The organism is Micromonospora sp. NPDC023737 (genome assembly GCF_040639715.1).
GTDB lineage: Bacteria > Actinomycetota > Actinomycetes > Mycobacteriales > Micromonosporaceae > Micromonospora.
In genome coordinates this window covers 427,150-452,616 of the sequence record NZ_JBFAAL010000004.1, presented here as the reverse complement: position 1 = coordinate 452,616, position 25,467 = coordinate 427,150, and the positions used below count along the sequence as shown (strand labels likewise).

Annotated in this window: 12 protein-coding genes and 2 pseudogenes; 4 read left to right on the top strand and 10 right to left on the bottom strand. The window is 66.9% G+C overall.

The features are described from left to right. Positions 1–31: 31 nt before the first annotated feature. Positions 32–1,159 (bottom strand): DUF4236 domain-containing protein, encoded by a 1,128-nt coding sequence (locus AB0F98_RS13115; protein ID WP_357733430.1) that lies wholly within the window; start codon positions 1,157–1,159, stop codon positions 32–34. A 114-nt stretch (positions 1,160–1,273) separates the two neighbouring features. Here AB0F98_RS13115 and AB0F98_RS13110 point away from each other — a divergent pair, with 114 nt between their 5' ends. Then, on the top strand, positions 1,274–1,969 hold the full coding sequence (locus tag AB0F98_RS13110) for an excalibur calcium-binding domain-containing protein (RefSeq protein ID WP_357733429.1): 696 nt from the start codon (positions 1,274–1,276) through the stop codon (positions 1,967–1,969). A gap of 441 nt (positions 1,970–2,410) precedes the next feature. Here AB0F98_RS13110 and AB0F98_RS13105 read toward each other — a convergent pair whose 3' ends face one another. The 3 genes and pseudogenes from AB0F98_RS13105 to AB0F98_RS13095 form a co-directional block, all read right to left on the bottom strand. Beyond that, a complete protein-coding gene (locus AB0F98_RS13105; protein WP_357733426.1) occupies positions 2,411–3,244 on the bottom strand; it encodes an IS5 family transposase in 834 nt (277 codons plus the stop codon). 101 nt (positions 3,245–3,345) lie between these two features. After that, a pseudogene (locus tag AB0F98_RS13100) lies at positions 3,346–4,068 on the bottom strand (IS5 family transposase); the annotation flags it as partial. A gap of 615 nt (positions 4,069–4,683) precedes the next feature. Further along, positions 4,684–8,025: a glycosyl hydrolase gene (locus tag AB0F98_RS13095; protein ID WP_357733423.1), complete on the bottom strand. Its 3,342-nt coding sequence runs from the start codon at positions 8,023–8,025 to the stop codon at positions 4,684–4,686. Positions 8,026–8,636: 611 nt separating this feature from the next. Here AB0F98_RS13095 and AB0F98_RS13090 point away from each other — a divergent pair. Continuing rightward, on the top strand, positions 8,637–9,893 hold the full coding sequence (locus AB0F98_RS13090; protein ID WP_357733420.1) for an IS256 family transposase: 1,257 nt from the start codon (positions 8,637–8,639) through the stop codon (positions 9,891–9,893). 123 nt (positions 9,894–10,016) lie between these two features. On the opposite strand, the gene AB0F98_RS13085 is transcribed toward AB0F98_RS13090, so the two are convergent. Then, positions 10,017–10,820, bottom strand: coding sequence for a hypothetical protein (locus AB0F98_RS13085; protein ID WP_357733417.1), 804 nt, complete (start codon positions 10,818–10,820; stop codon positions 10,017–10,019). A 321-nt stretch (positions 10,821–11,141) separates the two neighbouring features. Further along, positions 11,142–11,924 carry a transposase family protein gene (locus tag AB0F98_RS13080; RefSeq protein WP_357733414.1) on the bottom strand — a complete coding sequence of 261 codons (783 nt, stop codon included), beginning with the start codon at positions 11,922–11,924 and terminating at the stop codon, positions 11,142–11,144. Between the two features lie 104 nt (positions 11,925–12,028). On the opposite strand from AB0F98_RS13080, the pseudogene AB0F98_RS13075 reads away from it, so the two are divergent. Beyond that, positions 12,029–12,945: pseudogene (locus tag AB0F98_RS13075) on the top strand (IS256 family transposase); the annotation flags it as partial. A gap of 205 nt (positions 12,946–13,150) precedes the next feature. Here the strand turns inward: AB0F98_RS13075 and AB0F98_RS13070 are convergent. After that, a complete protein-coding gene (locus AB0F98_RS13070; RefSeq protein WP_357733411.1) occupies positions 13,151–16,627 on the bottom strand; it encodes a LamG domain-containing protein in 3,477 nt (1,158 codons plus the stop codon). Between the two features lie 236 nt (positions 16,628–16,863). After that, positions 16,864–17,277, bottom strand: coding sequence for a hypothetical protein (locus AB0F98_RS13065; protein WP_357733409.1), 414 nt, complete (start codon positions 17,275–17,277; stop codon positions 16,864–16,866). Between the two features lie 115 nt (positions 17,278–17,392). On the opposite strand from AB0F98_RS13065, the gene AB0F98_RS13060 reads away from it, so the two are divergent. Next, positions 17,393–18,367 carry a LuxR family transcriptional regulator gene (locus AB0F98_RS13060; protein WP_357733406.1) on the top strand — a complete coding sequence of 325 codons (975 nt, stop codon included), beginning with the start codon at positions 17,393–17,395 and terminating at the stop codon, positions 18,365–18,367. On the opposite strand, the gene AB0F98_RS13055 is transcribed toward AB0F98_RS13060, so the two are convergent. Both AB0F98_RS13055 and AB0F98_RS13050 read right to left on the bottom strand, forming a co-directional pair. After that, positions 18,368–18,823 carry a hypothetical protein gene (locus tag AB0F98_RS13055; protein ID WP_357733403.1) on the bottom strand — a complete coding sequence of 152 codons (456 nt, stop codon included), beginning with the start codon at positions 18,821–18,823 and terminating at the stop codon, positions 18,368–18,370. A gap of 130 nt (positions 18,824–18,953) precedes the next feature. After that, a complete protein-coding gene (locus tag AB0F98_RS13050) occupies positions 18,954–25,361 on the bottom strand; it encodes an RHS repeat-associated core domain-containing protein (protein WP_357733400.1) in 6,408 nt (2,135 codons plus the stop codon). Positions 25,362–25,467: the final 106 nt, after the last annotated feature.

Below are 25,467 nucleotides of genomic sequence, written 5' to 3'. Positions count from 1 at the left end.
CGTCGCCGCAGCCGACGCTCGATGCGTTGCGCTACTGGCCGGCGGTCAGTTCGGCCAGGTCGACGGCGTTGATGAGTTCGGTGATTGCTGGCTCGCTGGCGAGGTTGAGGGCCTGCAGTTCGCCGGTTCGAGGTCGCGGGTTGAGCAGCAGTTCACTGCTGGTGTCGTTGACGATGGCGGTCGCGTCGGCGTCCGCCCATCGCACGCCACTCAGCGACGCGCGGTGGATTCTGGTGGCGAGAAGGCAGGACACGGTGGGCCGGCCGTAGCTGTCCGGCCCTTCGTGGCGCAGCACGGCGACTCGCGCGGAGCCGATGGCGGGCGCGACGGCCAAGGCCTCCCGGGCCGTGACGAGAACCTGCCCGCAGACGAACTGCTTGTAGTAGGCGGCGCGGTCGCGCTGGGGCAGCTTCCGCAGGGACAGGTTGCCGGCCTGGGTGGTAGTGGGCATGCGCTCGGGCACGACCTGCTCGACCGTGGGCACGAGCACCACAAGGGAAACCTCGTCGCCAGTGACTCCGACGGCAGCGCTGGGCGCCTCGTTGTCTTCGAAGGCTTCTTCCAGGGTTTCCAGGACCACGTCCGGGTCGTTGCTGCACAGCTGCCGCCACCGCTGGTCGAGGTATTGCTGCCAGCCGGCCTTCTGCTCCAGGAGGCTGGTCCACTGTCGCTGCACCTCGGCGTCGGCCCACTGTGCGGCCTGCTGCTTGGCCTGGGACCGCTTGCCCCACTCAAAGAGGCCGACTCCGGCCAAGGCGTGCTGCTCGTAATGCTTGTAGATGCTGGCTCGGTCTGGCGGAGTGGGCTCGGGCGTGACCGGTCGGGTGGCGGCAGGGAAGCTCACCCGGTGCACGTCAAGGATGCGCAGGAACGCCTGCGCCAGCCGCTGAGCCTCCTCCGCCCGCTGTGCCTGGGCGGCCTGGCGCTGCTGCGCGGCGAACTGCCGCTGATAGGCCGTCGCTGAGGTACCGCGGCCACCGGACCGGCTGCGGCCACCGCCGAGGGAGGTGTAGAAGCCGACCGGGCCGACGCCGGTGGAGAAGCCGGTACGGCCGCCGCCGACGTGGATCCTGGCAGCCCGCGGCCCGAGGCTGGTGCGGATCCCCCGCGATGAGGCGCGGACGCGTATACCGGGCGCGAGCTTGATGGAGAATCCCACCCGCCGACCGTAAACCCGGCAGTCCAGCTCCTGATCAACCTGTCGCTTGACTGACACAGCCTCCGACCGGTTGTCCAGTATCAATTATTGACACGCTGGTTCACACTGCGTTGCGTGACTGAGCTGCCTCCCCAGGACCCGTGGCGCGGCCAGGCGCCACCGCCACCGCCACCGCCCCCGCCGCCGTACGACCCGACCATGGCCTTCGCGCCGCCGCGCCCGTCGTGGTGGCGCCGCCAGACGACCGCAGTGAAGGTTCTCCTGGTCAGCGGGGTTGCCGTGCTCGCCTGTTGCGGCGGCCTGATGGGCATCGGCATCGCCGCGGGCCCGCCTACTCCTGAGCCGAGCGAATCGCCGAAGACCGCGGCCCCCCAGGATGTCCAGGCGGTAGCGCCCTCGATCACCACCGAGGCCAGCCCCGCTGAGCCGTCGCCGACCACGGCCGCGCCGACCAGCGCGAAGCCGTCGCCGAAGCCGAGCCCGAAGAAGACCAAGGCCCCCGAGGTCTACTACAAGAACTGCGACGCGGTACGCGACGCTGGCGCAGCTCCTCTGCACCGGGGCGACCCCGGGTACCGGACGGGCCTGGACCGCGACCTCGACGGCGAAGCCTGCGAGCCGGACGGCGGCAACGGCGACACCGGCGGCGGGGACAGCGGCGGCGGGGACAGCGGCGGCGGGGACAACGACCCCCGCTTCAGCACCTGCGCCGAGGCCAAGTCCCACGGCTACGGCCCGTATCACCAGGGCGAGGACCCGGAATATTACTGGTACATCGACCGCGACAACGACGGCGACGTCTGCGAGTAGCCCCTTCAGCGGCGACGGTCTGAATATCGCCTAAGGGGCTTGGCTTGGTCAGCGGCGAGTTGGTCATCGGCAGGGTCGGCCGGCCAGCTCCTTGCTGGGTGGGTCGACGACACGTCGCCCTATGCAGCGGGGACCTGGCCTACGGCGTCGAGCGCAACGAGGTGGTAGGAGGACGGCCGTTGCGCCGACGCGGGGCGGTCTTGCTTGGACGAGCCGTCCGTCGTTGCCCCCACCGCTTGCAATGCAGCCCGGGCGACGTTGATCTCGTCAGCGCTGGCACTCGGTGTGCACGTCTCACACGACCAGCTGACCGGCCCGTCGAACGGAAGCTCCTAACTTGATCTTTAACCCCAGAAGGTCCTGCAGGGACACCGATCGAGTACGGAAACAGCCCTCGGTCGATGATCTTCTTGTCTAAGAGCGTGTTTGAGATGGGGTTGGTCAGGCACTGGTGAAGGTGCGGCGGGCTTGACGGCGTGCCGGTCGGCCGCGGCTGATGCGGCGTGTGATGCCGGCGATGGCGGCCCAGCGAATGAGGGCTGCGGAGACGGCGGGGTGGCGTTCGTAGTCGCGGGCGAGCCGGCGGCAGACGGTGAGCCAGGCCAGGGTGCGTTCCACGACCCAGCGGCGGGGGTGGACGGCGAAGCCGCGCTGGTCGGTGGGTTTGCGGACGATCTCGAGGGTGGTGCGCAGGGTGTCGCGGGTCCAGTCGACGAGTCGTCCGGTGAAGCCTTGGTCGGCGAAGATGCGCCGGATCGGGGTGACCATGTAGGCACTGAGCAGGGCGGTCTTGGCACCGTCACGGTCCTGCCATGACGCGGCCACGACGGTGACGGTGATCAGCAGGCCCAGGGTGTCGGTGATGATGAACCGCTTCCGGCCGTTGATCTTCTTGCCTGCGTCGTAGCCTCGGCTGTCTCGGCCGACGGTGTCGGCGCCTTTCACGCTCTGGGAGTCGATGATTCCCGCTGACGGCTCCGAGGCTCGGCCCTGCTGGATGCGGGCCTTGATCCGCAGCGTGGCCAGGAGTTTCTCCGTCACCCCGGCTTCTTCCCAGCGGGTGAAGTACCAGTACACCGTCTGCCATGGCGGCAGGTCAGCGGGCAGGTAGCGCCACGGACATCCCGACCGCACCACGTACAGGATCGCGTTGACGATCTCCCGCCGCGGGTGCTTCTCCCTGCGGCCGTCCGTGTTCGGCTCCGGCAACAGCGGCTCGATCAGCGCCCATTGGGCATCGGTCAGGTCCGAGGGGTAGCCACGACGCGCAGACACCGTGCCACTCTGCCCGCACCGCCAGCAGACGTCACCCCGCCACACCATCCACATCAGACCTTTTCAAACACGCTCTAAGAGCGTGTTTGAGATGGGGTTGGTCAGGTCCAGGTGAAGGTGCGGCGGGCTTGTCGGCGTGCGGGTCGGCGGCGGGTGATGCGGCGGGTCATGCCGGCGATGGCGGCCCAGCGGATCAGGGCTGCGGAGACGGTGGGGTGGCGTTCGTAGTCGCGGGCGAGCCGGCGGCAGACGGTGAGCCAGGCCAGGGTGCGTTCCACGACCCAGCGGCGGGGGTGAACGGCGAAGCCGCGCTGGTCGGCGGGTTTGCGGACGATCTCCAGCGTGGTGCGCAGGGTGTCGCGGGTCCAGTCGACCAAGCGGCCGGCGAAGCCCTGGTCGGCGAAGATGCGCCGGATCGGTGTGAGCATGTAGGCACTGAGCAGGGCGGTCTTGGCACCGTCACGGTCCTGCCATGACGCGGCCACGACGGTGACGGTGACCAGTAAGCCCAGGGTGTCGGTGATGATGAACCGCTTCCGGCCGTTGATCTTCTTGCCTGCGTCGTAGCCTCGGCTGTCCCGGCCGACGGTGTCGGCGCCTTTCACGCTCTGCGAGTCGATGATCCCCGCAGACGGCTCCGGAGCGCGGCCCTGCTGCACCCGTGCCTTGACCCGCAGCGTGGCCAGGAGCTTCTCCGTCACACCGGCTTCTTCCCACCGCGTGAAATACCAGTACACCGTCTGCCACGGTGGCAGGTCAGCGGGCAGGTACCGCCACGGACACCCCGACCGCACCACGTACAAGATCGCGTTGACGATCTCCCGCCGCGGATGCTTCTACCGCCGGCCGTCCGTACTCGGCTCCGGCAACAACGGCTCGATCAGCGCCCACTGGGCATCGGTCAGGTCAGAGGGGTGACCGCGGCGTGCAGACACCGCGCCACCCTGCCCGTCCCGGCAGCCGATGTCATGTCACCACGCCGTCCACAACAGACCCTCTCAAACACGCTCTAAGGTGTCAGCACCAGCTCACCGCTGATGATGAACATGAATATGCGTCGTCGTCGCCCCTCGGACACCAGAATTCCTGGAGATTCGCGAGAGATCAACCGATCTTGCGAATCTCCAGATGAATTCACGAAGAATCCATGTTCATGGCTGAATATCCGGGGGGGTCCGCCTGAGCGCTCAAACTTGCGGTGACCAGGGCGGATGTCATTGTCGTCACCCGCAAGGCTTGGCGCGTGCCGGCGCAAACTGAAGATCATCTCTACTCCCGAGACTAAGGTCCAGGGCGGCGTCAACTACGTGTCGTGCTTCCACAAACGGGTGCTGTGTGCTGGTGCCGGAAATCGGAGTGCTTGTGACGCCGATTTCCGGCCCCGGCAGCGTTCTCGTCCTATGTCCCTAACGGAAGCGCGGTCATAGGCTCAGGGCTCACTACTTAGCGGAGTACATCATTTCGACGAATGGCAGAACCTTGGCCTGCTTTGGCCCGTAGTCGAGATATACCTGGTCGTTCTGCCACCAGCTCCTGCTGTTGAACTGTACCGGGATTACTCCCCGGTCGAGCTGAAGGTTCTGCAGCGTTGAGCTGTAGTCGATGACGATCTTGTTGACGCCGTCCCTGAGGTAGGGACTGATGTCGATGACCGGCTTGGTCAGGCTGATGCCTCCGGTGTACTGGATGTGCCCCACCAGCGGGACCTGCTGACCGGTGCCGTCGTCGATCGTGGGCTTGCCTACTCCGCCGACGTTCTTCTTGACTTTAGTTGGGTTGGTGGACACCTGGCCGCCGACCTTCTGGCCGTTGATCCAGACCTTCATGCTCTCGGTGAGCTGGTCGCCGAAGTCGAGGTATGCACCACTGGCCTTGCTGGCATCCCATGTGAAGCTGGCCTCGTAGTGTCCCGTCCCCGAGACCGCCTTGCCGACCTGCGGGATGTTGTTCCACGTGTCCAGCTTGTCGAGGTGAACGTTGATCGGGGTCTTGACGGTCGACGTCAGGGTGTTGACGGACGTAAGACCGTCGATGGTCTCGGTGCGAACGAGGTTCCTCTCGGTGCTGTTGGGCCGCCAAGACTCGACCGTCAGGTCCCAGCCGGTGATGTCGTAGGGTGCCGGTACGGTGACGTTGCTCCGGTAGAGCTTGCCGTTACTGAGCTTCGTGGACAGGATCCCGCTCGACTTGGCGCGAATGACCACGCCGTCCGGCAAGGCATAAGCCGAGTCGGCGTTGGTGGAGACGATGCGCGGTCCCTTGTGCAGCTGTCCCTTCTTGACCTTCTCGAACGCCATCAGGGTGATGTTGTTGAAGTCGAGGTCGATGGGCACCAGCGTGCGGCCGTTGGACCACTCGTAAATGGCGAGCTGGGTCACGTCGCCCGTCCAGGCATCGATGGAGTAGGGGACGAACTCGCCCTCCATCACGAGCTTGGTCTTGATGTTCTTGCCGGGGTTGGGAGCGTCCCGGACCTCCGGTCGCAGGCTCTGGTTCCGGTAGGAGCCGTCGTCGTAGTTGTAGGCGTAGAGGAAGCGGTTGCCGTCCTCGTCCTCGCGGGTCTGGGTCAGCAGCTGTTGGTTCTCCTCCACGTATCCAGCGTAAGGATAAACGCCCATGTCCTGCAATTGGGTCATGACGTCGTCGTGGTAACCACCAGGGGTGGCGCTGAAGTAGTCGTCGACGGCGTCGAAAACACTCGCGACCCGGACGGTGTGGAGCTTCTTCAACTTGTCGATTACGTCCTTCAGCTCCGCGTCAAGGCCGTCGTTGAACGGCGTCCTCGTGGCCGCATCGCCCAGGATGACGACCTTAAGACCCTTCCTCGCCAAGGAGAGGATCTTCCTGGCCCCTTTGAGGTCCAGCCAGTCTTGGTAAAGGACGATGGCCTTGTAGCCGGCCGGTTCGAGGGTCTTGGATCCGTTGTCGAAGTAGACGCCGTCCTCGAACAAGAAGGCCGGGCTGAAGTAGTCGTAGGTGTAGCCGTTATCCTGCAGCTCGGTCGAGCGGTAGTAAACGCCCATGTGAGCCAGCTGCCAGTTCATCTGCGCCACCCGAGGGTTGGTGCCGTTGTTCTCGGCACGGAACGCCAGGCCCTGGTTCCAGTTGTTGTGGATGAACCCGACGTCGGACCGTGCCTTGCCGGTCCGCAGCAGCTGTTGCACGCGACCCAGGTGCGCGTTGTACTCGTCATAGTCGCGCGCGCTGGGGTGCCGGGTCCCGGGGTGGAAGAAGTTGCGGCTGAAGCCGGGCCATGCGTAGTTCCCGTAGGCGAACTCGGCAGCCCACACGTGCCAGATCATGCGCTGGAAGCCGGCGGCGTAGGTGCGGTAGAAATCCTTCACCTGCATCTGGCGCGTCGTGTACTGCGGCAGCTCGGCTCCCGACTCGCTGGAGAGCACCTTGTTCGTGAGCTTGGCGCCGCCCGACCAGAGCCGGAAGATGTCGACCTGGTCGTACTGGTTGAAGTTCTCCGCCTCGGGGTAGTCGACGGCCATGATGGGCTCGGAGATCTCGAACGAACGGCCGTAGGAGATTTGAGCGCGGGTCTCGATGCCTACGGAGTTGAGCCATTCCTTCAGGGGCGTCAGCATCCTCTCGACATACAGGTTGGTGAGGACGTCAAGGAAGTCGTTGATGATCTTCTCGCGCCGATCAGCGTCGCCCGCCAGATCGTAGGTGCCCTTGGCGCGGTCGATGTAGGCGTTGTAGACGGCGTTGACCTGGGGGAGGCCGTACATGAGGAAGACGAACGGCATGATGTCGTAGCCCTTGCGCTTCTCGAACTCCGCGGCCATGTCCTCCGCCCACCACGTGATGCCAGCCGTGCCGGGGTTGATTTCGAGCGAGTCCATGAAGAGCTGGACGTCCCCGTCGAGAATCTTCTGCCGCAGCGTCGGATCGCTCAGGTAGTGCTGCTCCCAGAATGCCCTCAGTGCCGCAACGCCGCGCGCGTCGAAGTAGTTGGTGGCGTAGCTTGTCTCCGTTGACGGTGAGGAGGCCTGGTACGTGCCCTGCGTCCAGATCGCGAAGACCCGGTAGGTCCCGTCACTCGGAGCCGTCCAGCTCAGGCTCTGGGTCCAGACGTCGGTCCCCTGGGTGACGGACAAGTCGACATGTCGTTCGGGGTCGACGGCGTTGTCAGAGACCACCTTGTAGGCGTAGGCCGTGACGAACCTGGCCCCCGTTCGCCGGGCGTTCGGCGCCGGTGCTGGCAGCACCGTCAGGGTCTCGCCGGGGTTCACCGTGCCCGTGCCCAACGTGAGGTTCTGCATCGCCGCCTGGCTGTCCGGGTCCAGTCCTGGCACGTTGGAGGTCGACCAGTTGGTGCCCGACGTCAGGTAGACGCTCATGCCCAGGTCGAGGAGCTTGTTCATCATCAAGTTCCATTTGTGGCTCCACATGTCAGAGCCATAGGCGTAGACGGCGTCGGGTGCGCCAGCGTCGTTTTGCATGCAGAGCTCGACTCCCCGGAACCCACCGTCGTAGAGGGCCTGGATCTGTTCGAGCAGGGTCTCGTCGGTGTGAGCAGCATCGCCCAGCCACCACCGCACGTCGCTGCTGAAAGTTCGGTCCGGGTCGAGGTACTTGCCCTTAAGGTCCTGGGCGAAAGATGTTGCGAGGGGCCCAGCCGCGCCGCTCGGGTTCCCGGCAGCGTAGGCATCAGCGGGCTTCAGGGCGCCGATGGTCAAGGCAAGTGCACCGGCCGCGGACATGCCGCGCAGAAGGCCGCGGCGGGAAATGGGCTTCCCCACGTTCGGCCGGATCGTCGAGTCGTTCAACTTACTGCTCCTTCCGAGCTGCTCATCGAGTTCCTCCCCGACGCCCGGTCAAAGGGCATGGAAACGGGGCGACAAACAGCGCCGTAAGGGCGCGAGTGAGCCGCGCACGGAGGGTGCCGTAACCCACACCCCAGCAGCGCTCCATTGTGCGACCTGGCGCGGACTGAAACGTTTCATTAGCCAGTGCCTTCACACTATGGCACACCTCACACAGTGTCAATCGTTCTGCGGGCAGTGGCTGAGCTCCGCGCCAAACCGCCCGCGCCTCTGCAGTCGGGCGCTACAAGCGATTCAATCGCTAGTTGAGTCCACAACGTTGGTGTGCGACACCGGCAGATGTGCGCCATCGCTCCCGGCCAAGCCGCTGCTGCTGGCTGATCTGCACGTCGAGGTCATCGGGAGCGGTTATGTCGGCTGATCCCGCCTGGGTGGCCACGGCCCGGCAACTGCTGGCCCGCCCGCGCCCTCTAAAACCGGGCGATCGCCGACGGGCTCATCGACGCCGCCGCCGGGACTGTCCGAGTAACGGTGTAACCGGTCTGGCCTGACACGCCGAGCCTGGTCGGCTTGGCGGGAAGGACAGACAATGACCGAGATCATCGATTCTGTCGATGGATACTGAGCAGCTCGCGCAGCAGCTGGTGAAGCAGGCCCGCGCCGAGGGTGTGGACCTGGTCGGCCCGGACGGGCTGCTGTCCGGGCTGACCAAGACAGTGCTCGAGACCGCCCTGGAAGCGGAGATGACCGAGCATCTGGGTTATGACAAGCACGAGCCGGCCGGCCGTGATGGCGGCTACTCCCGTAACGGAACCCGGGCGAAGACGGTACTGACCGAGATCGGGCCGGTGCGCATCGACGTGCCTCGGGACCGCGACGGCAGTTTCGACCCGGTCATCGTGCGCAAGCGGCAGCGCCGGTTGACCGGCGTGGACCACCTGGTGTTGTCGTTGACCGCCCACGGATTGACGACCGGGGAGATTGCCGCGCACTTCGACGAGGTCTATGGGGCGAGGGTCAGCAAGGACACGACATCCCGGATCACCGACAAGGTCGTCGAGGAGATGACCGAGTGGTGCCACCGCCCCCTGGACCGGGTCTATCCGGTCGTGTTCATCGACGCGATCGTGGTCAAGGTCCGTGACGGGCAGGTCGTCAACCGGCCCGTCTACGTCGTCGTCGGCGTCACGGTCAACGGTGAGCGGGACATCCTGGGCCTGTGGGCCTGTGGGCCTGTGGGCCTGTGGGCCGGTGACGGCGGCGAGGGCGCCAAGTTCTGGCTATCGGCGTTCACCGAGATCAAGAACCGGGGCGTCGAGGACGTGTGCATCGCCGTCTGCGACGGGTTGAAGGGCCTCCCCGACGCGATCACCACGGCCTGGCCGCAAGCTGTGGTGCAAGCGTGCATCATTCACCTGATCCGTAACACCTTCCGATATGCCTCCCGCCGTGACTGGGACGCCATGTCCAAGAACCTGCGACCGGTCTACACCGCCGCCACCGAAGCCGCCGCCGCGGCTCGGTTCGACGAGTTCGCCACCGCCTGGGGTAGGCAGTATCCGGCGATAGTCAAGCTGTGGCGGGCGGCCTGGCCGGAGTTCATCCCGTTCCTCGACTACGACGTGGAGATCCGCCGGATCATCTGCTCCACCAATGCCATCGAGTCCCTCAACGCCCGCTACCGGCGGGCAGTGCGGGCCCGCGGGCATTTCCCGACCGAACAAGCCGCCCTGAAATGCCTCTACCTGGTCACCCGGTCACTCGACCCCACCAGGCGAGGCCGAGCCAAGTGGGCAGTCCGCTGGAAACCCGCCCTCAACGCCTTCGCGATCACCTTCGAAGGTCGCATCACCCCCAGCACCACCAACTAACCGCGCCGGACCGGTTACACCGAAAATCGGATACTCCCACGGGTCGGCCCAAATCGTCAGTGTGGACCGGTGGGGCGAGGAATGCTTGCCCCGCCCCGCCTCAGTCGATAATTTGACATTGAATTATGGCGAGGCGAAGCTCCTTATCAACTCTTGAATATCTATCAGGCATTGCCGGTAATGTTCGCGGCTATATGGTATGTCGCGCAGATGGGTATAGAGGCCTACTTGTATTCGTTCGAGTCTTCGGGCGAGGTCTCGTAATCCTTCGACAGTTTGGTGCGCACGTCTCAGGGCCCTGTCCATGGCTGGATCCACTTGGCAGAGTAGGTCAAAGGCCTGGGCCACGAAGGATTCGCCTATAACATATGGCTGCCCGTCCGTGCGACGGACGCTGTACTTGGCATCAACCACAGCACCGCCCTCCGCGAAGAATTCATTGCTCAGGACGCGGTGTGCAAATCCGCGGGGCAGTTTGAGCACCTGCTCGACGTACTTGCCGCGCTCCCGCTCGGCGAACGCTTCTTCTATGAGTCGACCGCGAGGTTCTCCATGGGAATCATATACGCGGTGCCCCGAACGTCCATGCAGAATGGTCTGCTCCCCCGTGGTTTCATCCCGGATGTACACAAGGTCATGATGCTCGTTGCTCCCGTGTGCGAGTTCATGTACGAGGATGCTTTCGGTGAGCTCGCAACCGTTTGTCGCTTCCAATCGATCGCGACGTGGAACAAGCGCAACGTCGTAGGATGCCTTGTAGCTTCCGCTAAGGCCGTCCAAGTCGCCCAGATCCTGATCCAGGGCTCGTTCTGTGTCGGCTTGGTTGAGTAATCTGTAAGGGGCGATTCGTAGGCCGCGGCTCGAAATGAACCGTTCTGCTCGCCCTATGTTGATACCTTCCACCGAATTAGCCAGTGTGTTCAGCATGCGTTGCTGAAGTGCATGCAGGCTTGCCTGAGCCCCTGTCGAGGGGACTTTGATGGTGGGAATGACGTGTGTGCCCTCTTGCAGGAAGAAGAGTCGAGGCTGGGGCACGAGGGGCTGAGGCCATGATCCTACGCGTCGCGCCGGAATTCTCCCCGGAGACTCTCTTTCAGAACAGCTCACATCATCACGACTCCTCCGGCCGTTTGAGTCAGTGTGGCGGTCGCTGTCCACCTCTGGTGGCCGCCGTTGTCGCCGTGCGGGCACCGGGGCGAGATATCAGAGGACGATCTTGAGTGACCAGCGAGGACCACTGAGCCATTTTCATCCTGCGTAGCGGTTCGATTCGACCTGGTGCAGGACGAGGATGGCTTGAACGATCGCGGCGGCTCGGCGTGGGCAGCAGCGCAGCTTGACCAGGATCTTCCAGGTCTTGAGCGTGGCGATCGCTCGTTCTCCGCGGGCGCGGATCTTCGCGTGGGCTCGGTTCATGGCCTTCCGCCGGTATGACAGCTTCGGTCGGAAGCGGCGCCGCTTGAACGGCGTGCGCACGCTGCCGTGGGCGCCCTGGTAGCCCTTGTCGGCGAAGGTCATCACGTCCGCGCTGGTCAGCGCGTCGATGATGCCGTGACTGCGTGCGGCGGTCAGATCGTGTGCCGAACCGGGCAGTGCCGGTGATGCCCAGACGAGCCGGCCGGCTGCGTCGGAGATGACCTGCACGTTCACGCCGTGGCGCTTGTGCTTGCCGCTGTAGTAGGGCTTCTGCTCGGCGACCCGGTCGATCGGGATCAGCGTGCCGTCCAGGATCGCGTACGCCAGCAGCCGGATGCGTCGCATCGCGGTGTCCAGGTCGTCGGCTGCCGAGCTGAGCAAGGTTATCGCCTCCTGGACGTAGCGCCAGGCGGTGGCGACACCGATCTCGAAGCCGGCGGCGAGTCGGGTGTAGGTGTCGCCATTACGAAGATGTGCCAGAGCGAGCAGCGCCTGCCGCCCGGGCTCAAGGCGCCGCCACCGGGATCGGCGCTGCTTACGGTAGCCGCGGATGCGTTCGGCCAGGTGGTTCAGGGTGCGGCTGGACAACGGAATCGTGGCAGGGTAGGACAGCATGGCGAGGCTCCCGGTCGGGGCTTCGAGTCTTGGTCGACAGCTGTCCTACCTGGAGCCTCGCACCCACCGATCACCGGGCCTGCCGCACCCGCCCTGAGCTGCAAGATCAGCTTGGAAAAGGCTCGTTGTATGCCACAGGCCTGACGACCGGGGAGATCAGCGCGCATTTCGCGGAGATCTACGAGGCTTCGATGTCGAAGGAGACGATCTCCCGGATCACCGACAAGGCGATCGAGGAGATGACGGACTGGTCCCACCGCCCGTTGGACGAGATCTACGCCGCCGTGTTCATCGACGCGATCGTGGTCAAGTTCCGTGACGGGCAGGTCGCAAACCGGCCGTTCTACGCCGCGATCGGGGTCACTCTCGATGGGGAGAAGGACATCCTCGGGCTGTGGGCCGGCACGGGTGGTGAGGGCGCGAAGTTCTGGATGAGCGTGCTGACCGACCTGCGTAACCGGGGCGTGAAGGACGTGTTCTTCCTCGTCTGCGACGGCCTCAAGGGTCTGCCCGAGGTCGTGACGAACGTGTGGCCCCAGACGGTGGTGCAGACCTGCGTGATCCATCTGATCCGCAACACCTTCCGGCTGACCTCACGCAAGTACTGGGACGAGCTGAAACGCGACATCAAGCCGATCTACACCGCCGTCAACGCCTCCGCCGCCAGGGCGGCGTTCGACGACCTGGCCGACAAGTGGCGCGGCCGGTATCCGGCGGTGATCCGCTTGTGGGACAACGCGTGGGCGGAGCTCATACCGTTCCTCGACTACGACCTGGAGATCCGCAAGGTCATCTGCTCCACAAACGCGATCGAGTCGCTCAACGCCCGCTACCGGCGGGCGGTCAAGGCCCGCGGCCACTTCCCCAACGAGCAGGCCGCGTTGAAGTGTCTGTACTGGTGACCCGGTCCCTGGACCCCACCGGAGCAGGCAGAACCCGATGGACGATGCGCTGGAAACCCGCGTTGAACGCCTTCGCCATCACCTTCAGCGACCGCTTCCCAGCCGCTGAAACCTACTAACCAAGACCGCCGGAAACACCGTTAGCGAGACAGCCCCCGACCAAGCTGCGCTCTTTCGGGGCGCTGGGGGGGCTTGTGATCGCTCGCCCAGGCCTGCGCCTCACCGGCCGCGGCACCGCTGGCCGCATCCAGGGTTCGCTACGAACGCGAGGCGGGCGGGCCGGGAGGTGTGATCCCCCGATCCGCCCGCCTCGCGCGGCCGGCCTCAGCCGGCGTCGAAGATGTTAGCCACCTCTCGGGCGCTCAGCAGACCCTGGAAGACCCGGACCTGGTCGATGTCCCCCTGCAGAAAGCTGTTGACCGCCAGCCCGCCAATGTTCAGCGGCCCGGTCGTGTCCCAACCAGTCGCGCCGGTCGGCTTGAAGCTCTGTGGGACGCCGTCCACATAGAGCGTCACCCGCCCCATGCCGGCGTCAAACGTGCCGACGAGGTGCACCCAGGTGTTGATCTCCGCCGGCGCGTCCGAAATCGCACCGAACCAGTTCAGGCCACCGCTACCGTTCGGATTTGAGATGGTGAAGACCCACTTGCTATCGCCGTAGTAGAGCTTCATGGCCGAGCCCGCCCCGCCGCCCTGCTGGACGACGGTTTGGTCGCTCGTGCCGGCGCTGGTCAGGTAGACCCACGCCGACACTGACAGCGAGGCATCGGTGCGCAGCACCCGCGTCGAGGTCTTCGCCTGCCCCGCGAGGCCATCCAGTTCGAGCATCTCGTTCCCGTCATGGCCGCCGTAGACGAAGGCCGAGGTGGGCGGTGTGTTGGCCCAGCCGGAGTCCAACGTCAGTGGCCGGCCGAAGTACGCGGTGTCCGTGACGCTGTCGCAGAAGCAGTCGGCGCCCCCATTGAAGTCCCAGTTCGCGATCTCGGTCGCGGCTAGGATGCCGGGCATGGCCGGGATGCCGTTGGCGGCGTCGGCGTCCGTACCGTTCAGGTCGTCGACGGTGATCACCCGGTTCCAGACGCGTACGTCGGCGATGTCACCGTAGAACGGGTCCACGATGCCGCCGTTGTACCAACCGCGCCCGATGCTGAGCGGGCCGGTGGCCTTCCATGGCGTAGCCCCCCGAGCGGACTCCTTCGCCAGGGCACCGTTGACGTATAGACGCATGACCTTTTCGCCGGCGTCGTAGACCGCAGTCAGGTGCACCCACTTGTTCAGGTCCGCCGTCGTGATGGTGCCGTCGCTGGAGGCATGGACGCCACCGCTCGAGGAGTCGCTGGTGTCCTTCATATAGAAGGACCAGTGAACGGTCCCGTCGATGTACCGCGCGCCAAGATAGAGGCCACCGGCACCGCCAGAGGTCGCTCCGTCCTGGCCGATCGCAGTCATGTTGCCGAGGCCGATCGTGGTCATTTTCAACCAGGCTGCGACGCTGAAGGACTTGGAGGTGTCCAAGGCCGCAACGGCCTCGGTGCCCGACTGCAGCTGATCGAAATGTGCCGACTTCGCGCCGACGATCCGGGAGTCCTGCACCCACGTCGGTGCGGGGTTGCTCAGCGTCAGCGCGTTGCCGCTGACCTGATCGGTCCAGTTGTGCCCGCGGATGTCGTCCAGCGGCAGGTTGACGATCGCCGCGGACGGGGCACCCACCATGAACGTGTGGGGCTTGGTCGGGCCGGGCGTGCCGGCGGTGTCCTTGGCGTACACGTACAGCGTGTTGAGGCCGTAGCGCGGCGGGGTCAGCTGGAGTACCGGTGACGGCTTGCCGGCCGCCACGGTGACCGTCTTGGTGGGCGGGTTGGTCCAGCCGTAGGTGTACGAGGTGACGTCCTGCCCCGTCGTGCCGGAGACGCTGAACGCGAAGTCCCCGGAAACGCCCGGGCCACCGTGCGCGGTGGTGCCGGCCGGGTAAGCGACGGAGCTGACGTTCGGCGCTGGCGGCGCTGACGCGTTGATGGTGAAATCGCACCAGCTGGACCACGGTGAGGAGTAGTGCCCGTCGCTCGTGATCACCTGGAACGAGTACTTCTTACCCTCTGTGGCGGCGCCGAGGGGCAGGGTGATCGATCCGGTGTTTCCGGCCGGTTTGGCCGGCCCGGCCACCTGGGTGACCGTGCCGGTCGCCAGGTCCTTCCAGGCGAAGGTGGCGGTGAGCGTGTCGGCGGTGTCGGCGTCGTTGTACCGCGCCGAGAGCACCGGCGAGGTCGTCCCGACCACGCCGCCGCAGGCCACCCCGGAGTACGGGCTGAGGTTGCTTGGCGCCGTCGGCACCGTGTCGAAGGTGACGGAGAGCGCGGGCGCACCGTGTCCGCCCGTGTTCGACGTGGTGTAGAACTTCTTCCACCGGTCCTGGGAACTCTCGTATTCGTTGGACTCATTGCAGGCGCAGAGCCCGACCGGATAGGTGCTCCACGAGCCGTTGGCGGCCTTCTGCACATCGTTCTTCAGGGTCGTTCCCGTGAAGCTCACCAGCATGTCCGGCTGGGCCGAACCACAGCCACCGGCCTTGTTGGCGTGGGATGCCGCCGAGTCGAGCCAGACCGCGCTCGAACCCAGCGGGCGGGTCGACCACGACATGCGGGCGCCGTTGCTGACCGTGATGGCCCCACCGGTCGGCCGGTACATGTGGGTCCAGGTGTCGTCACAGGACCAGGAGTGGTAGAGCCAGATGTTCGCCGACGCGCTGAGGATCTTGCGGTTCGTGCCCTTCCAGGTCAGCGAGCCCGACGTGCTCGGGAAGTCGTAGAACGTGCGGTAGCGCACGCCGTCGTAGGGGTTGCTGCCGACCCAGCCGAGCTTGCCGACGTCCCAGTTCGAGTTCATCGTGTTGGCGTACGCCCACTTGGATGCGGCCGGTGCGATGGCCGGGTCGATGAAGACCGGGTAGACCGTCTTGGCGCTGGTCAGCATCGCCGCGTCCGGCGTGAGTTCCAGGTCACCGGCGGTGCTGATCCCGACAGCGAGCTGACTCGACCGGGCCGAGAGGCCGGGTCGGACCGCTGTGGAGATCAGTTCCTCGGACGGCGCGGCGCGGAGGTTGTCGGCCGCGACTCCGGGCAGCACCTCGCCGGCTGCGGTGGGGTCGACGGTGGAGTCCCAGACCGAGGCAGAGGCCGTGCTCGCGATCTGCCGGCCGGCGGTGTCGGTGAAGCCGACGCGGCCGTCGCTGGTGCCCCTCGCCTTGACGTCGCCGCCGACCCTGAAGTTGATCTTCCTGAGCGCCGGGTTGGTCGCCGCCTTGGCATCCTTGACGATGAGCACGTGCTGGAAACCGGTCGCCGTGGCGGTCATCGCCAGGTCCACGCCCGGCAGCACCTCGGCGTAGCGGGCGGTCGAGCCCTCCAGCGTCGGCGCCGGAAGCTTCCCCGGCCACGCCATGGTGAACTTCTCACCCCGCGCGGTGAGCGTCACGAGCGGACCGGTGCCGCCGGCCGAGAACCGCACATCGGTGGTGACCGCACGGGGCGCGACGCCGTCGCCTCCGACTGCGGTCAGCGTGGTGTCCACATCCGCCCACGACCCGTCAGTGCGGTGCACCCAGCGCGGGGAGGCGCTGGTTATCAGCGTGGTGGTGCCGTCGGGATTGGCGAATCCCTGCCCGTACTCGCTGCGGGCCGACATGATCTCGACCTTCGCGCCACACGCGGCGGCGGCGCGGCTGGCCGCCGTGGAATCCGCGGTGGAGCTCGGGCAGCTGACGGAGTTGCCGGTCTCCGCCGCCGCAGGCGTCGTCGTGAGCATCGACGCGATGGTGCACAGAGCTACGGCCGCCGCCAGTTGGGGCGGTGTCGCCCCACTCGGCGCACGGCCTCGCCGCATCCGGTTCATGGCAACCCTTCGACGTGAGTGAGCGATGTGTTCTCCGGCAAGAGCCTCAGGGCAACCGGGACCGGCGTCACCACAACGGTGACGACCTAAACAGGCCTGGCCGATAGTTGCCACATCAGCGACGCGGGCCCGGGCCGGTCCGGTTCGGGTCACCGGCTCAATGGCACGACCCGCCAGCGCCGCAACACCGGAATCCGCTCCACGGCGCGCAGACAGACCACGTATGCCGTGATGTCGGCGACGGCCTGGTCCACGGCGAGGGTGAACACGGCCACCTCGATCCGGCCGGTACCAACGCAGGCATGCAGGTGCTGCACGGCGTCGGCGGGGGTCGCGTGCGGCCAGAGCAGATCGGTCACGACGGCAGGGGTGAGTGCCCCGCCGCCGGCCGGCGGCGGAACCAGGCTGATCAGGGACATCAACATGGCCATTGCCAACGGGCCGGGAAGGGGCGCAGGGGCGGGGGGATCGGAGCGCGACAACGAGTTACCACCGCTACTCTGCCCCTCTTCGCCATCGGCACCGTCCAGGCCAATGGTGACGACAAGTCGATCCGTGGTCACCCGGTGAGGGCTGTCCTGATCTGGCGCGGCCGGTTGCGGCCAAGCGAAGACCACTCATGGATCACCGGCCGGTGCACCGCGAGAATGAATGTCTACGGGGGCAGAGGGAGAACAAGTGCTGGAGTCGGTGGGCCTGACGACCAAGGTCGAGGCCGTTTATGTGGCGATGATCCAGAATCCGACCTGGGGAGTCGAGGAGCTGGCGGCCGGGCTACGGATCAGTGAGGAGGCCGTTCGTAGCGCGCTCAACGCGATGGCCGAGCAGGCGCTGGTCCGTCCCCGCGACGCCGCCTCGCCGTCCCTGGCCGCGGTCAGTCCGCACGCGGGGCTGCTCTCCCTGCTGGCGAAGGCGGAAGCCGATCTGGTGACCCGGCAGGGCCAACTGGAGGCAGCGCGTGCCGCGATCGCCTCGCTCGCCGCGGTCCACGACGCCAGCCGGGAACGCGACGAGATCGTGCGGCTCGACGGCCCGACCGAGGTCCAGGAGCGGCTGACGGAGTTGTCGGCGAGCGTCGTGAGCGAGTGTCTTGTCCTCAGCACCGACCTCGGTCTGAGCCCCGAGGCGTTGCAGTTGGATCGGCACCTGAAGGAGCGGGCCCTGGCCCGTGGCGTGGTGCTACGGGAGATCTGCCCGGACAGCGCCCGCCACCGGCCCCACATGCTGGCGTACGCCAAGTGGCTGGCGACATACGGCGTCTCCGCCCGTACGGTGCCCGATGTGCCGATCCGCCTGCTCGTCGCGGACCGGTCGGTGGCGCTGGTCCCAGCCGACGTCGAGCACCCCGCACGGGGAGCGGTGGAGATCCGGAGTGCCGGGGCAGTCGCCGCGCTGCGGCTGCTCTTCGAGCAGATCTGGAACAGCGGGACGCCGTTCGGCCAGCGGCCGGAGGCCGGCGACGGCGGGCTCACGCCGCAGATCCGTGCCTTGCTGCACCTGTTCGACGCCGGTCACACCGACGAGTCGGCCGGCCGGAAGCTCGGCCTCTCCGCGCGCACCGTGCGTCGGGTGGTGGCCGAGCTTACCGACCGGCTCGGGGTGACCAGCCGTTTTCAGGCGGGTGCCGAGGCGGTCCGCCAAGGCTGGATCTGATCAGATCGGCTCCTCGAAGTTCTCCCGCATGGAGATCATCACCTCAGCGCAGACCGGGTGGCCCGCCGGGCAGGGGGTACCGTCAATCGCCGACGGCCAGATGGTCAGTCCCCCCTTGTCGTACGTCCAGCACGCCACCCCCGGGCCGTTGTCGCAGTTCGCGTGGTGGCTCCAGCCGGCCGCCACGATCTGCTTGTCCAGCTCGCGAACCGCTGTGTCCACCGGGCTGTAGGCCTGGTAGTGGCGTTCCCAGCGCAGCTTGCCTCGGGATCGCTCGGCCACCGGCGCGCCCCGCAGCCGCCAACCCGCCGGGATGGTGATCTCGTCGAGCCGGGCCTGGCCGATGGCGAGCAACTCCTCGATCGACCGCTTCTCGGGCGGCGGGCCACCGCACGCCGACACGAGCGTGACGGCCGTGAGAGCGAGGGCTGCCGACCGGCGCCCATAGAACCGCATCACACGCCTCTTTCTGTGTTCCGGATCCGGGCCGGCCACGGCGGCCGGCCCGGATCATCAACGAACGATACGTCTCACCGGGGCCCGGTGGGGTCTGCCGAGTCGGCGCCCGACCCACCCCACCGGCCGGTCACCAGCCGAACCAACTGGAGAGGATCGATCGGATAGCGGCGAAGATTCCACCGAGCGACGGTGGTGGCGACACCGGTGGCTTCGGCTTGCGGAGGCTGATGGTCTCCTTCCAGACGATCTTCTGGTGCTTGGGAGCACCAGGTCCCTTGGCGAACTTGCTGTTCACCCACCTGCCCACCTTCTCGTCCCACTCCTGGCTGTAACCACCGAGGAAGGGAGCGGTGTGAGTGCCGGAGTTCATGTCGCTCTCGTTGTCGACCTCGAAGATGACCGTCGCCGTGCCGGCCTTCCGGTCGATTGACTCCACCCTCCATGTGAGGTCGTACGAGCCGAGGAAGAACGCCGTCTCGTTGTGCTTGATGTCGTCGATCAGATTGTGCGTGTTCAACTCGTACGAATACGGTTCCTTGGGCACCCCGTGATACTTCGACTCCGGCAGGTAGTGTTCGTTGCCCTTGAGAATCTGCTCGGCGATCATCTCGCGGGCCTTCTGCACATGACCGTGCTGCTGGAGCTGCTTGGTCATCTTGTGGTCGCCGTTCAGGGTCCGGTCATCGTCGCCGGTGCCGCTGACCCACTCCCAGCCGCAGCGCACCGGGCTCGGATCGCTCGGCGTACCCATGACCGCCGTGGTGACCGCCCGCTCCTTGTGGTAGATGTCGCTCCAGACGCCCCCGTAGTTGCTGGACATGTACCCCAGGCCGCTGTCCACCGCCCTGGCCCCCCGGTCGACCGCCGAGGTCACCGTGCCCGCCGTCTTGCCGAACGCGTAGATACCCGCCTTCCACGCCGGCGCGAACCCGGGGATGTTGCAGACCGGGCAGCTGTCCATACCGGTGGGGTCGGAGAGGGTGACCGGGGTGTTGTCGGCGTAGCTGTACCCGTTCCAGCTCGCCGGCTTGTTGGGATCGAAGACCGGGTCGACCGAGATGAAGCGACCGAGGGCAGCGTCGAAGTACCGCGCCCCGATGTGCACCAACCCGGTCGGGTCGTTGTCGCCGCCGACGAAGCCGCGCTCGCTGCTCCAGGGGACCACGGTGCCGCGGGCCCCTCCGTACGGGGTCTGGCGCCGCTGGACGATCGCCTGGTTGCCGGCGTTGATCGCGACCTGCTGGGTGCCCTGGGCGTCGGTGACCAGCCAGGTCAGCGGCCCACCCGTGCTGACCACGGCGCAGTCCTGCCCGGCCCAACTGTAGAACCGGGTGGCGGTGACCGCGCCGGTCGCCTTGGTGCGCCGCACCTCCTGGCCGGGCAGGTAGAGCGTGGTGCCGGTGGCGTCGGTACGCAGCAGTCGGGTCCCCTCCGCGCTGTAGACGTTGCCCGTCACGGTGGTGCCCTCGGTCACCGAGGTGAGGTGGTTCTCCGCGTCCCAGTCGAGCTTCTGGGCCCCGCTGGCACCCGGCCGGGCGGTCATGCTGCCGTTGCCGTCGTAGCCGTACGAGTCGGTGCGGTTGACGCCCGGGCCGCTGACCGTCACGGTCGTGACCGCGTGCGGCCGGGCCGCCGTCGCCGCCGGGTAGTCGTACGTGGCGGTGGTGTCCCCGGTCGACGCGTGGACCGTCTGCGTCTTGCGGTTGCCGGCCGCGTCGAACGTCCAGGAGTGCCAGTACGGGGCCGGGCCACCGAGCCCCGCCGAGTCCGCCACGACCGAACAGTCGCCGTTACCCGGAGTCCAGGCCTCGGTCAGCCGCTGCTGGAAGTCGTACGCGAAGCACTGGGTGTCGGCTGTCTTTCCGGCCGGGGTGTCGGCGAGTCGGGTGATGTTGCCCGCAGGGTCGTACGTGACGTTCACGTCCGCCACGGCCTGTGGGCTCAGTTGCCGGACCGTCTGGATCCGGGTCAGCCGGCGGGTCACCTCGTCGTAGTTGTAGCCACGCTGCACCCAGTTGCCGGAGGTCGTCTGGAACTGGATGAAGCTGGTCTCACCGAACGCCGTGTAGTCGGTGTTGGCGACGTACTGACCGAAGCCGGGCACGTTGGTCTGCAACTGCTCGGCCTGGCCGGTCGCGTCGTCGTAGGTGTAGGTGAGCGTTTCGGCGCCGAGGCCGCCCACATTCGGGTACGACATGGTCGCCAGCGACCCGTCCACCTTGTAGCTACGCGTGGTGCTGTAGGTCCCCGCCAGGCCGGTCACCGACGCCGGGATGGTGATGTCCTCGCCGGTGGGCTGGTAGAGCGGCGTGTAGCCGCGCACCCTCGTCTGGTATTCGTCGTTCCCGATCCACCGGCTGGACGAGGCCAACTGTCCCTTGCCCCGCGTCGGGTCGTAGGCCCAGCTCAGCATCTTGGGCCCGGTGGTGGAGCCGAGGTACTGCGCCGTCTTGCGGCCGATCGAGTCGTAGGTCAGGACGAGCTTCTGGCCCTTGGCGTCAGTCATCCAGTCGAGGTCGCCGTTGTCGTCGAAGTGCACGGTCGAGGCGCCCTTGTCCGGGTCGACGGCGCCGACCTGGCGACCCATCAGGTCGTACTGGTAGCTCCAGGCGCTGCCCGCGTTGTCGATCGTCTGATCCTGGTTGCCGCGCGCGTCGTAGTGATACTTCTGCAGGTCGTAGGTGCTGGGGTCGTCACTGCCCACGTCGGCGGGGTCGTGGTACTCGCGTACCTCGACCACGCGGCCCTGCCCGTCGGTGACGGAGGTGGTGGCCACCCCGCCCTTCGGCGGGACGACCGAGGTGCGGTCACCCCCGTAGCTGGTCGTGGTCCGCCACTTCTCGGCACCGGAGGACCTGACCGTTACGGCGGTCTGCCGACCGGCCCGGTCGTACTCGTTGGCCGTCTGGACCTTCGGCTGCCAGTCCAGGATCGTGAAGAGCGTCGTCGACGGCTGCACGGTGGCGTCGAAGTAGGTGCTGGTCAGTGCCGTCCGGCCGGCCGCGTCGTACTTGGTCTCGGTGAAGACGGTGCCGACGTTACCGGCAGCCATCGACATCTGCTGGGTCTGCCGCGGGCGCAGCAGCCCGTCGTACAGCGCGTGGCTGGTGACGTAGTTGCCGTTGGCGTTGAGCTTCCTGGTGGTGACCGAGTTCATCCCGCCGGACGCCCGGTTGACGTAGACGTACTCGGTGCTGGGCTGAGTCGGGTAGGTGGCCTTCGCGTGGTTCGGCAGCCACAGCTTGGTGATCCGCCCGAGCCCGTCGTAGCTGATGTCGGTTCGCCAGTTGTTGATGTCGATCTTCGCGGTGGCCTTGCCGTAGCCCGGGTCCAGCTCGCTGGTCGACACCCAGCCGAGGGGGTTGGTCTCGGTGAGCTTGGTGACCGGTCCGCCGCTGGCCGGGGTGTACGCGGTCACCGTGTGGTTGCCGCGCTGATCACCCTCGTCCGTCTTGCGGCCGTACGCGTCGTAGGCGTACGTCTGGGTGGTGAGCCACGACGATCCGCCGGTCGAGCTCCACGACTTGGCCCGCTCGTTGCGGGTCGTGTTGCCCTTCGTCGGCGCCACTCCGTAGGCCTGCCCGTCGAAGCTCGAGCGGACGTCGGAGATGACGTCCGCCTCTCGCGTCGGGGACTGGCCACAAGCCAGGGCGTACGTCTCCACCCGGCCCGCCAGGCCCAGCATGTTCGCGGCCGGGTTGCGCGAGTAGGTGGTCTTGGCGCACTGCTCGTCCCCGCTGACCGCGGTGTCACCGTGGTCGTTGAGCTGCGTCTCCATGCCGTACGAGTCGTAGGTGTGGTCCGCCCGGGTGACCTTCCGGCCGCCGGCCGCCAGCACGGTCGCGTTCCACGTGGTCGCGGTGCCCATGTGGCGGGCGTACGTGGTGGAGCCACCGATGGTGCGGGTGGCCGTGGGGCCGGACTGCCACGGAGTGGAGAACTCGGTGGAGACGGGCGCCGACTCGACGCCGTTGAAGACGGTGTTCTGCCGCAACGTGCCGGAGAAGGCGTCCTCGTCGTTCACCGCCGGCGCGTCGGCGCTGTCGCTGGTGTCGCCGTCGCCGTTGCCGTCGATGGCCGGCAGCTTGTCCGTCCGGGTGCCACCGGAGCCGTCCTGGTCGCCGTACATGCCGCGGAAGAACACGGCCTCGCTGAGCGTCTGCTTGCCCTGGCCGGGCTCACCGACCCGGGTGTTGACCTGCCGGTAGCCCCGGAAGTCGGACCAGGTGCGTAGCTTGTCCCTGGTGATGCCGTCGTCGTCGGTGTGATGCCAGGCCGGCGTGCCGACGTACTCGTAGCTGGTGGTGACGTCCGGCGCGCCGACCGCGTTGGCGCAGTCGGGGCCGGTGGCGGTGACGCAGTCCGCCTGGGTCACGGTCGATACGAGGTACCGGTGGAAGTACTCCGTCCTGATCGTCTTGTCCCACTGCTGCTCCTTCACCGGGTAGCAGCGCTTGGTGTTGTTCTGCGGCGACGAGGGCAGATTGCTCGGCGTGCACTCCGGGCTGGTGTACCGCACGCTGAGCTTCAGGCCGGCGTCGGTCCAGATGGTGCTGATCCGCATCCAGTTCATCGCCGGCTTGCCGTCGGTCGCGGTGTCGACCCGGTTCGTGAGCTGGACCCAGTCGAAGTTGACGTCCGGCATGGTCACCGTGCCGGCGTTCTTACCGGAGTGCGAGATGGCTTCCAGCCACATGCCCGCCCGGGTGCCGTCGCCCGGGTCCGGCCAGGTGTGGGTGAGCGTCCAACTCTCCACGTCGCGGTACTTGCCGTCGGCAGCGCTCCACACCCTGGTGGTGATCTGGGAGAGCCGCTTGGTGCTCCAGAAGGTCGGGCTGAGCTGGTCGTCGGTGCAGCTCGTCGACGAGGTGCAGGACTGGTCCCAGGGCACGTCGGGCCAGTGCGCCTGGTCGTGCGTGCCGCAGCTCGACAGGCAGCGATCGGCGGAGGTGAAGACCACGCTCATCGGTGCCGGCGTGGCGGTGTTCGCCGTGTCCGTGCCGGAGCGGTTGTCCGTGCCGTAGTCGATGCGTTCGAGCGTGCCGCCCCGGGTGTAAGTCTCCACGTCGGTCTTCTTGCTGTTGCGCCCGTAGTTGTTCGTCTCCGACTTGTAGTAGAGCGACATCGTGTTGCCGTGCCGGTCGACGACGTAGTCGAGGTTCCAGCGCCAGGCCTGGTCGCAGAACGAGTCGATGAAGGCGGTGGCGTGGCAGGCCTCGCCGGAGTGGTTGCCGGCCACCGGAGCGGTCCAGACCGAGTTGGTGGTCTTGTTCGCCGGGGCGGTGCCGGTGTAGCCCGGCAGCCGGTTCAGCCCGAAGTAGAACTGGTTGCCCTCGGCGGTGGTCACCCGCCAGTACTCGTTGTTGTTGTCGCCGTTGGTGGTGTTCGTCAGGCGCTCGATCTTGGAGTTGTCGTCACCCTTGAGCCGCCAGGCTCCGGTGCTCGCATCCTTGATCATCTCACCGCCGGCGCCGTTGAGCGACAGCGTCGCGTTGTCGGTGCCCCAGCAGAGGTCGCCGCTGTCCTCGGTGTTGTTCGCGCCGGAGTTCTCCCGGTCGTCCGAGCACGGCGCGTACCGGCGCTCGATGAAGCCCGGCCAGTACTCGAAGCCCTCGCCGATCCAGGACGGCTGGTTATTCGTGGTCTCGCCGCGTCCGTCCATGGACGCCGAGGAGTAGGCCAACGACATCTGCGGGGCCGGTCCGCCCAGCGCCGGCGGGCTGCGCAACGGGTACGTCCAGGAGAACGCGCCCGAGTTGCCGCCGGCCGACCAGGTGGACGACGCCTGCAGCGGTGTCGCGCTGTAGTCGCCGGAGTTACCGCTGGGGCCGGCCGCCACCGCCAGCAACGTCGTCGTCCGTGCTGTCGAGGTGAACTTGTCGGCCGACGCCGTCGGGATCGTGATCTCGGCGGTCACCCGCCGACTCGCGGTGTCGTTGCGCGATGCCAGCGCGACGCCCTGGCAACCCGGGGCCTCCGGTGTGGTCAACGCGCACTCGGGCAACTTGACCAGGCGCAGCCGGTTGGCCCAGTCTCCACCGTACGCGGTCGCGAAGCCCGCGTAGTCGATGCTGACCGCAGTCTTGATCGGCGTGGCGCCGGCATCCGCCCGCGCCACTCGCACCAGCACCTTGTCCTGTAGACCGGCCGGTGCCTTGGCCCGGTCGAGCAGGTCGACGCCGAGGCTGGCCTGGGCCGCCCGGGCCGGGGCGTCAGCGGCCCGAACGGTGACCGGAGTGCGGCCGGCGCGGATGGCCGCCCCGGCATCACCCAGTCGAGCGATCGCGCGCTCCGGAGCCGGCCACACCGGAGCGGGCACGCGTTCGCGGCCTGCGCCCTGCGACAGATCGGCGGGACGGGTCGGGCTAATGATCTTGCGACCGTGGATCGACTCCAGGTCACCGGGCTTGACCGGCATCGGTCCCGCGGCGACCGGACTGACCGGCGCGACGGCCAGCGAGCCGGTCGCCAGCAGCATGACGGCCGCCAGGTAGCCGAGCCGGCGTAGGTGCCGGGTCAACCAGCCCTTGGGCACGCGGCCACCGCGATGCGGACGGCGGTGCATTGACTACCTCCATAGAGCGAGCAAAGGGAATGTTTCGACCCCGCTGGAGCGCAAAGGTAGTGCATGCAGTTCGAGC

Coding starts and splice junctions, on each gene's coding strand:
- AB0F98_RS13070 (WP_357733411.1), bottom strand. CDS start 16,627: ATGCTCACGACGACGCCTGCGGCGGCGGAGACCGGCAACTCCGTCAGC.
- AB0F98_RS13055 (WP_357733403.1), bottom strand. CDS start 18,823: ATGCGGTTCTATGGGCGCCGGTCGGCAGCCCTCGCTCTCACGGCCGTC.
- AB0F98_RS13085 (WP_357733417.1), bottom strand. CDS start 10,820: ATGCTGAACACACTGGCTAATTCGGTGGAAGGTATCAACATAGGGCGA.
- AB0F98_RS13090 (WP_357733420.1), top strand. CDS start 8,637: ATGGATACTGAGCAGCTCGCGCAGCAGCTGGTGAAGCAGGCCCGCGCC.
- AB0F98_RS13080 (WP_357733414.1), bottom strand. CDS start 11,924: ATGCTGTCCTACCCTGCCACGATTCCGTTGTCCAGCCGCACCCTGAAC.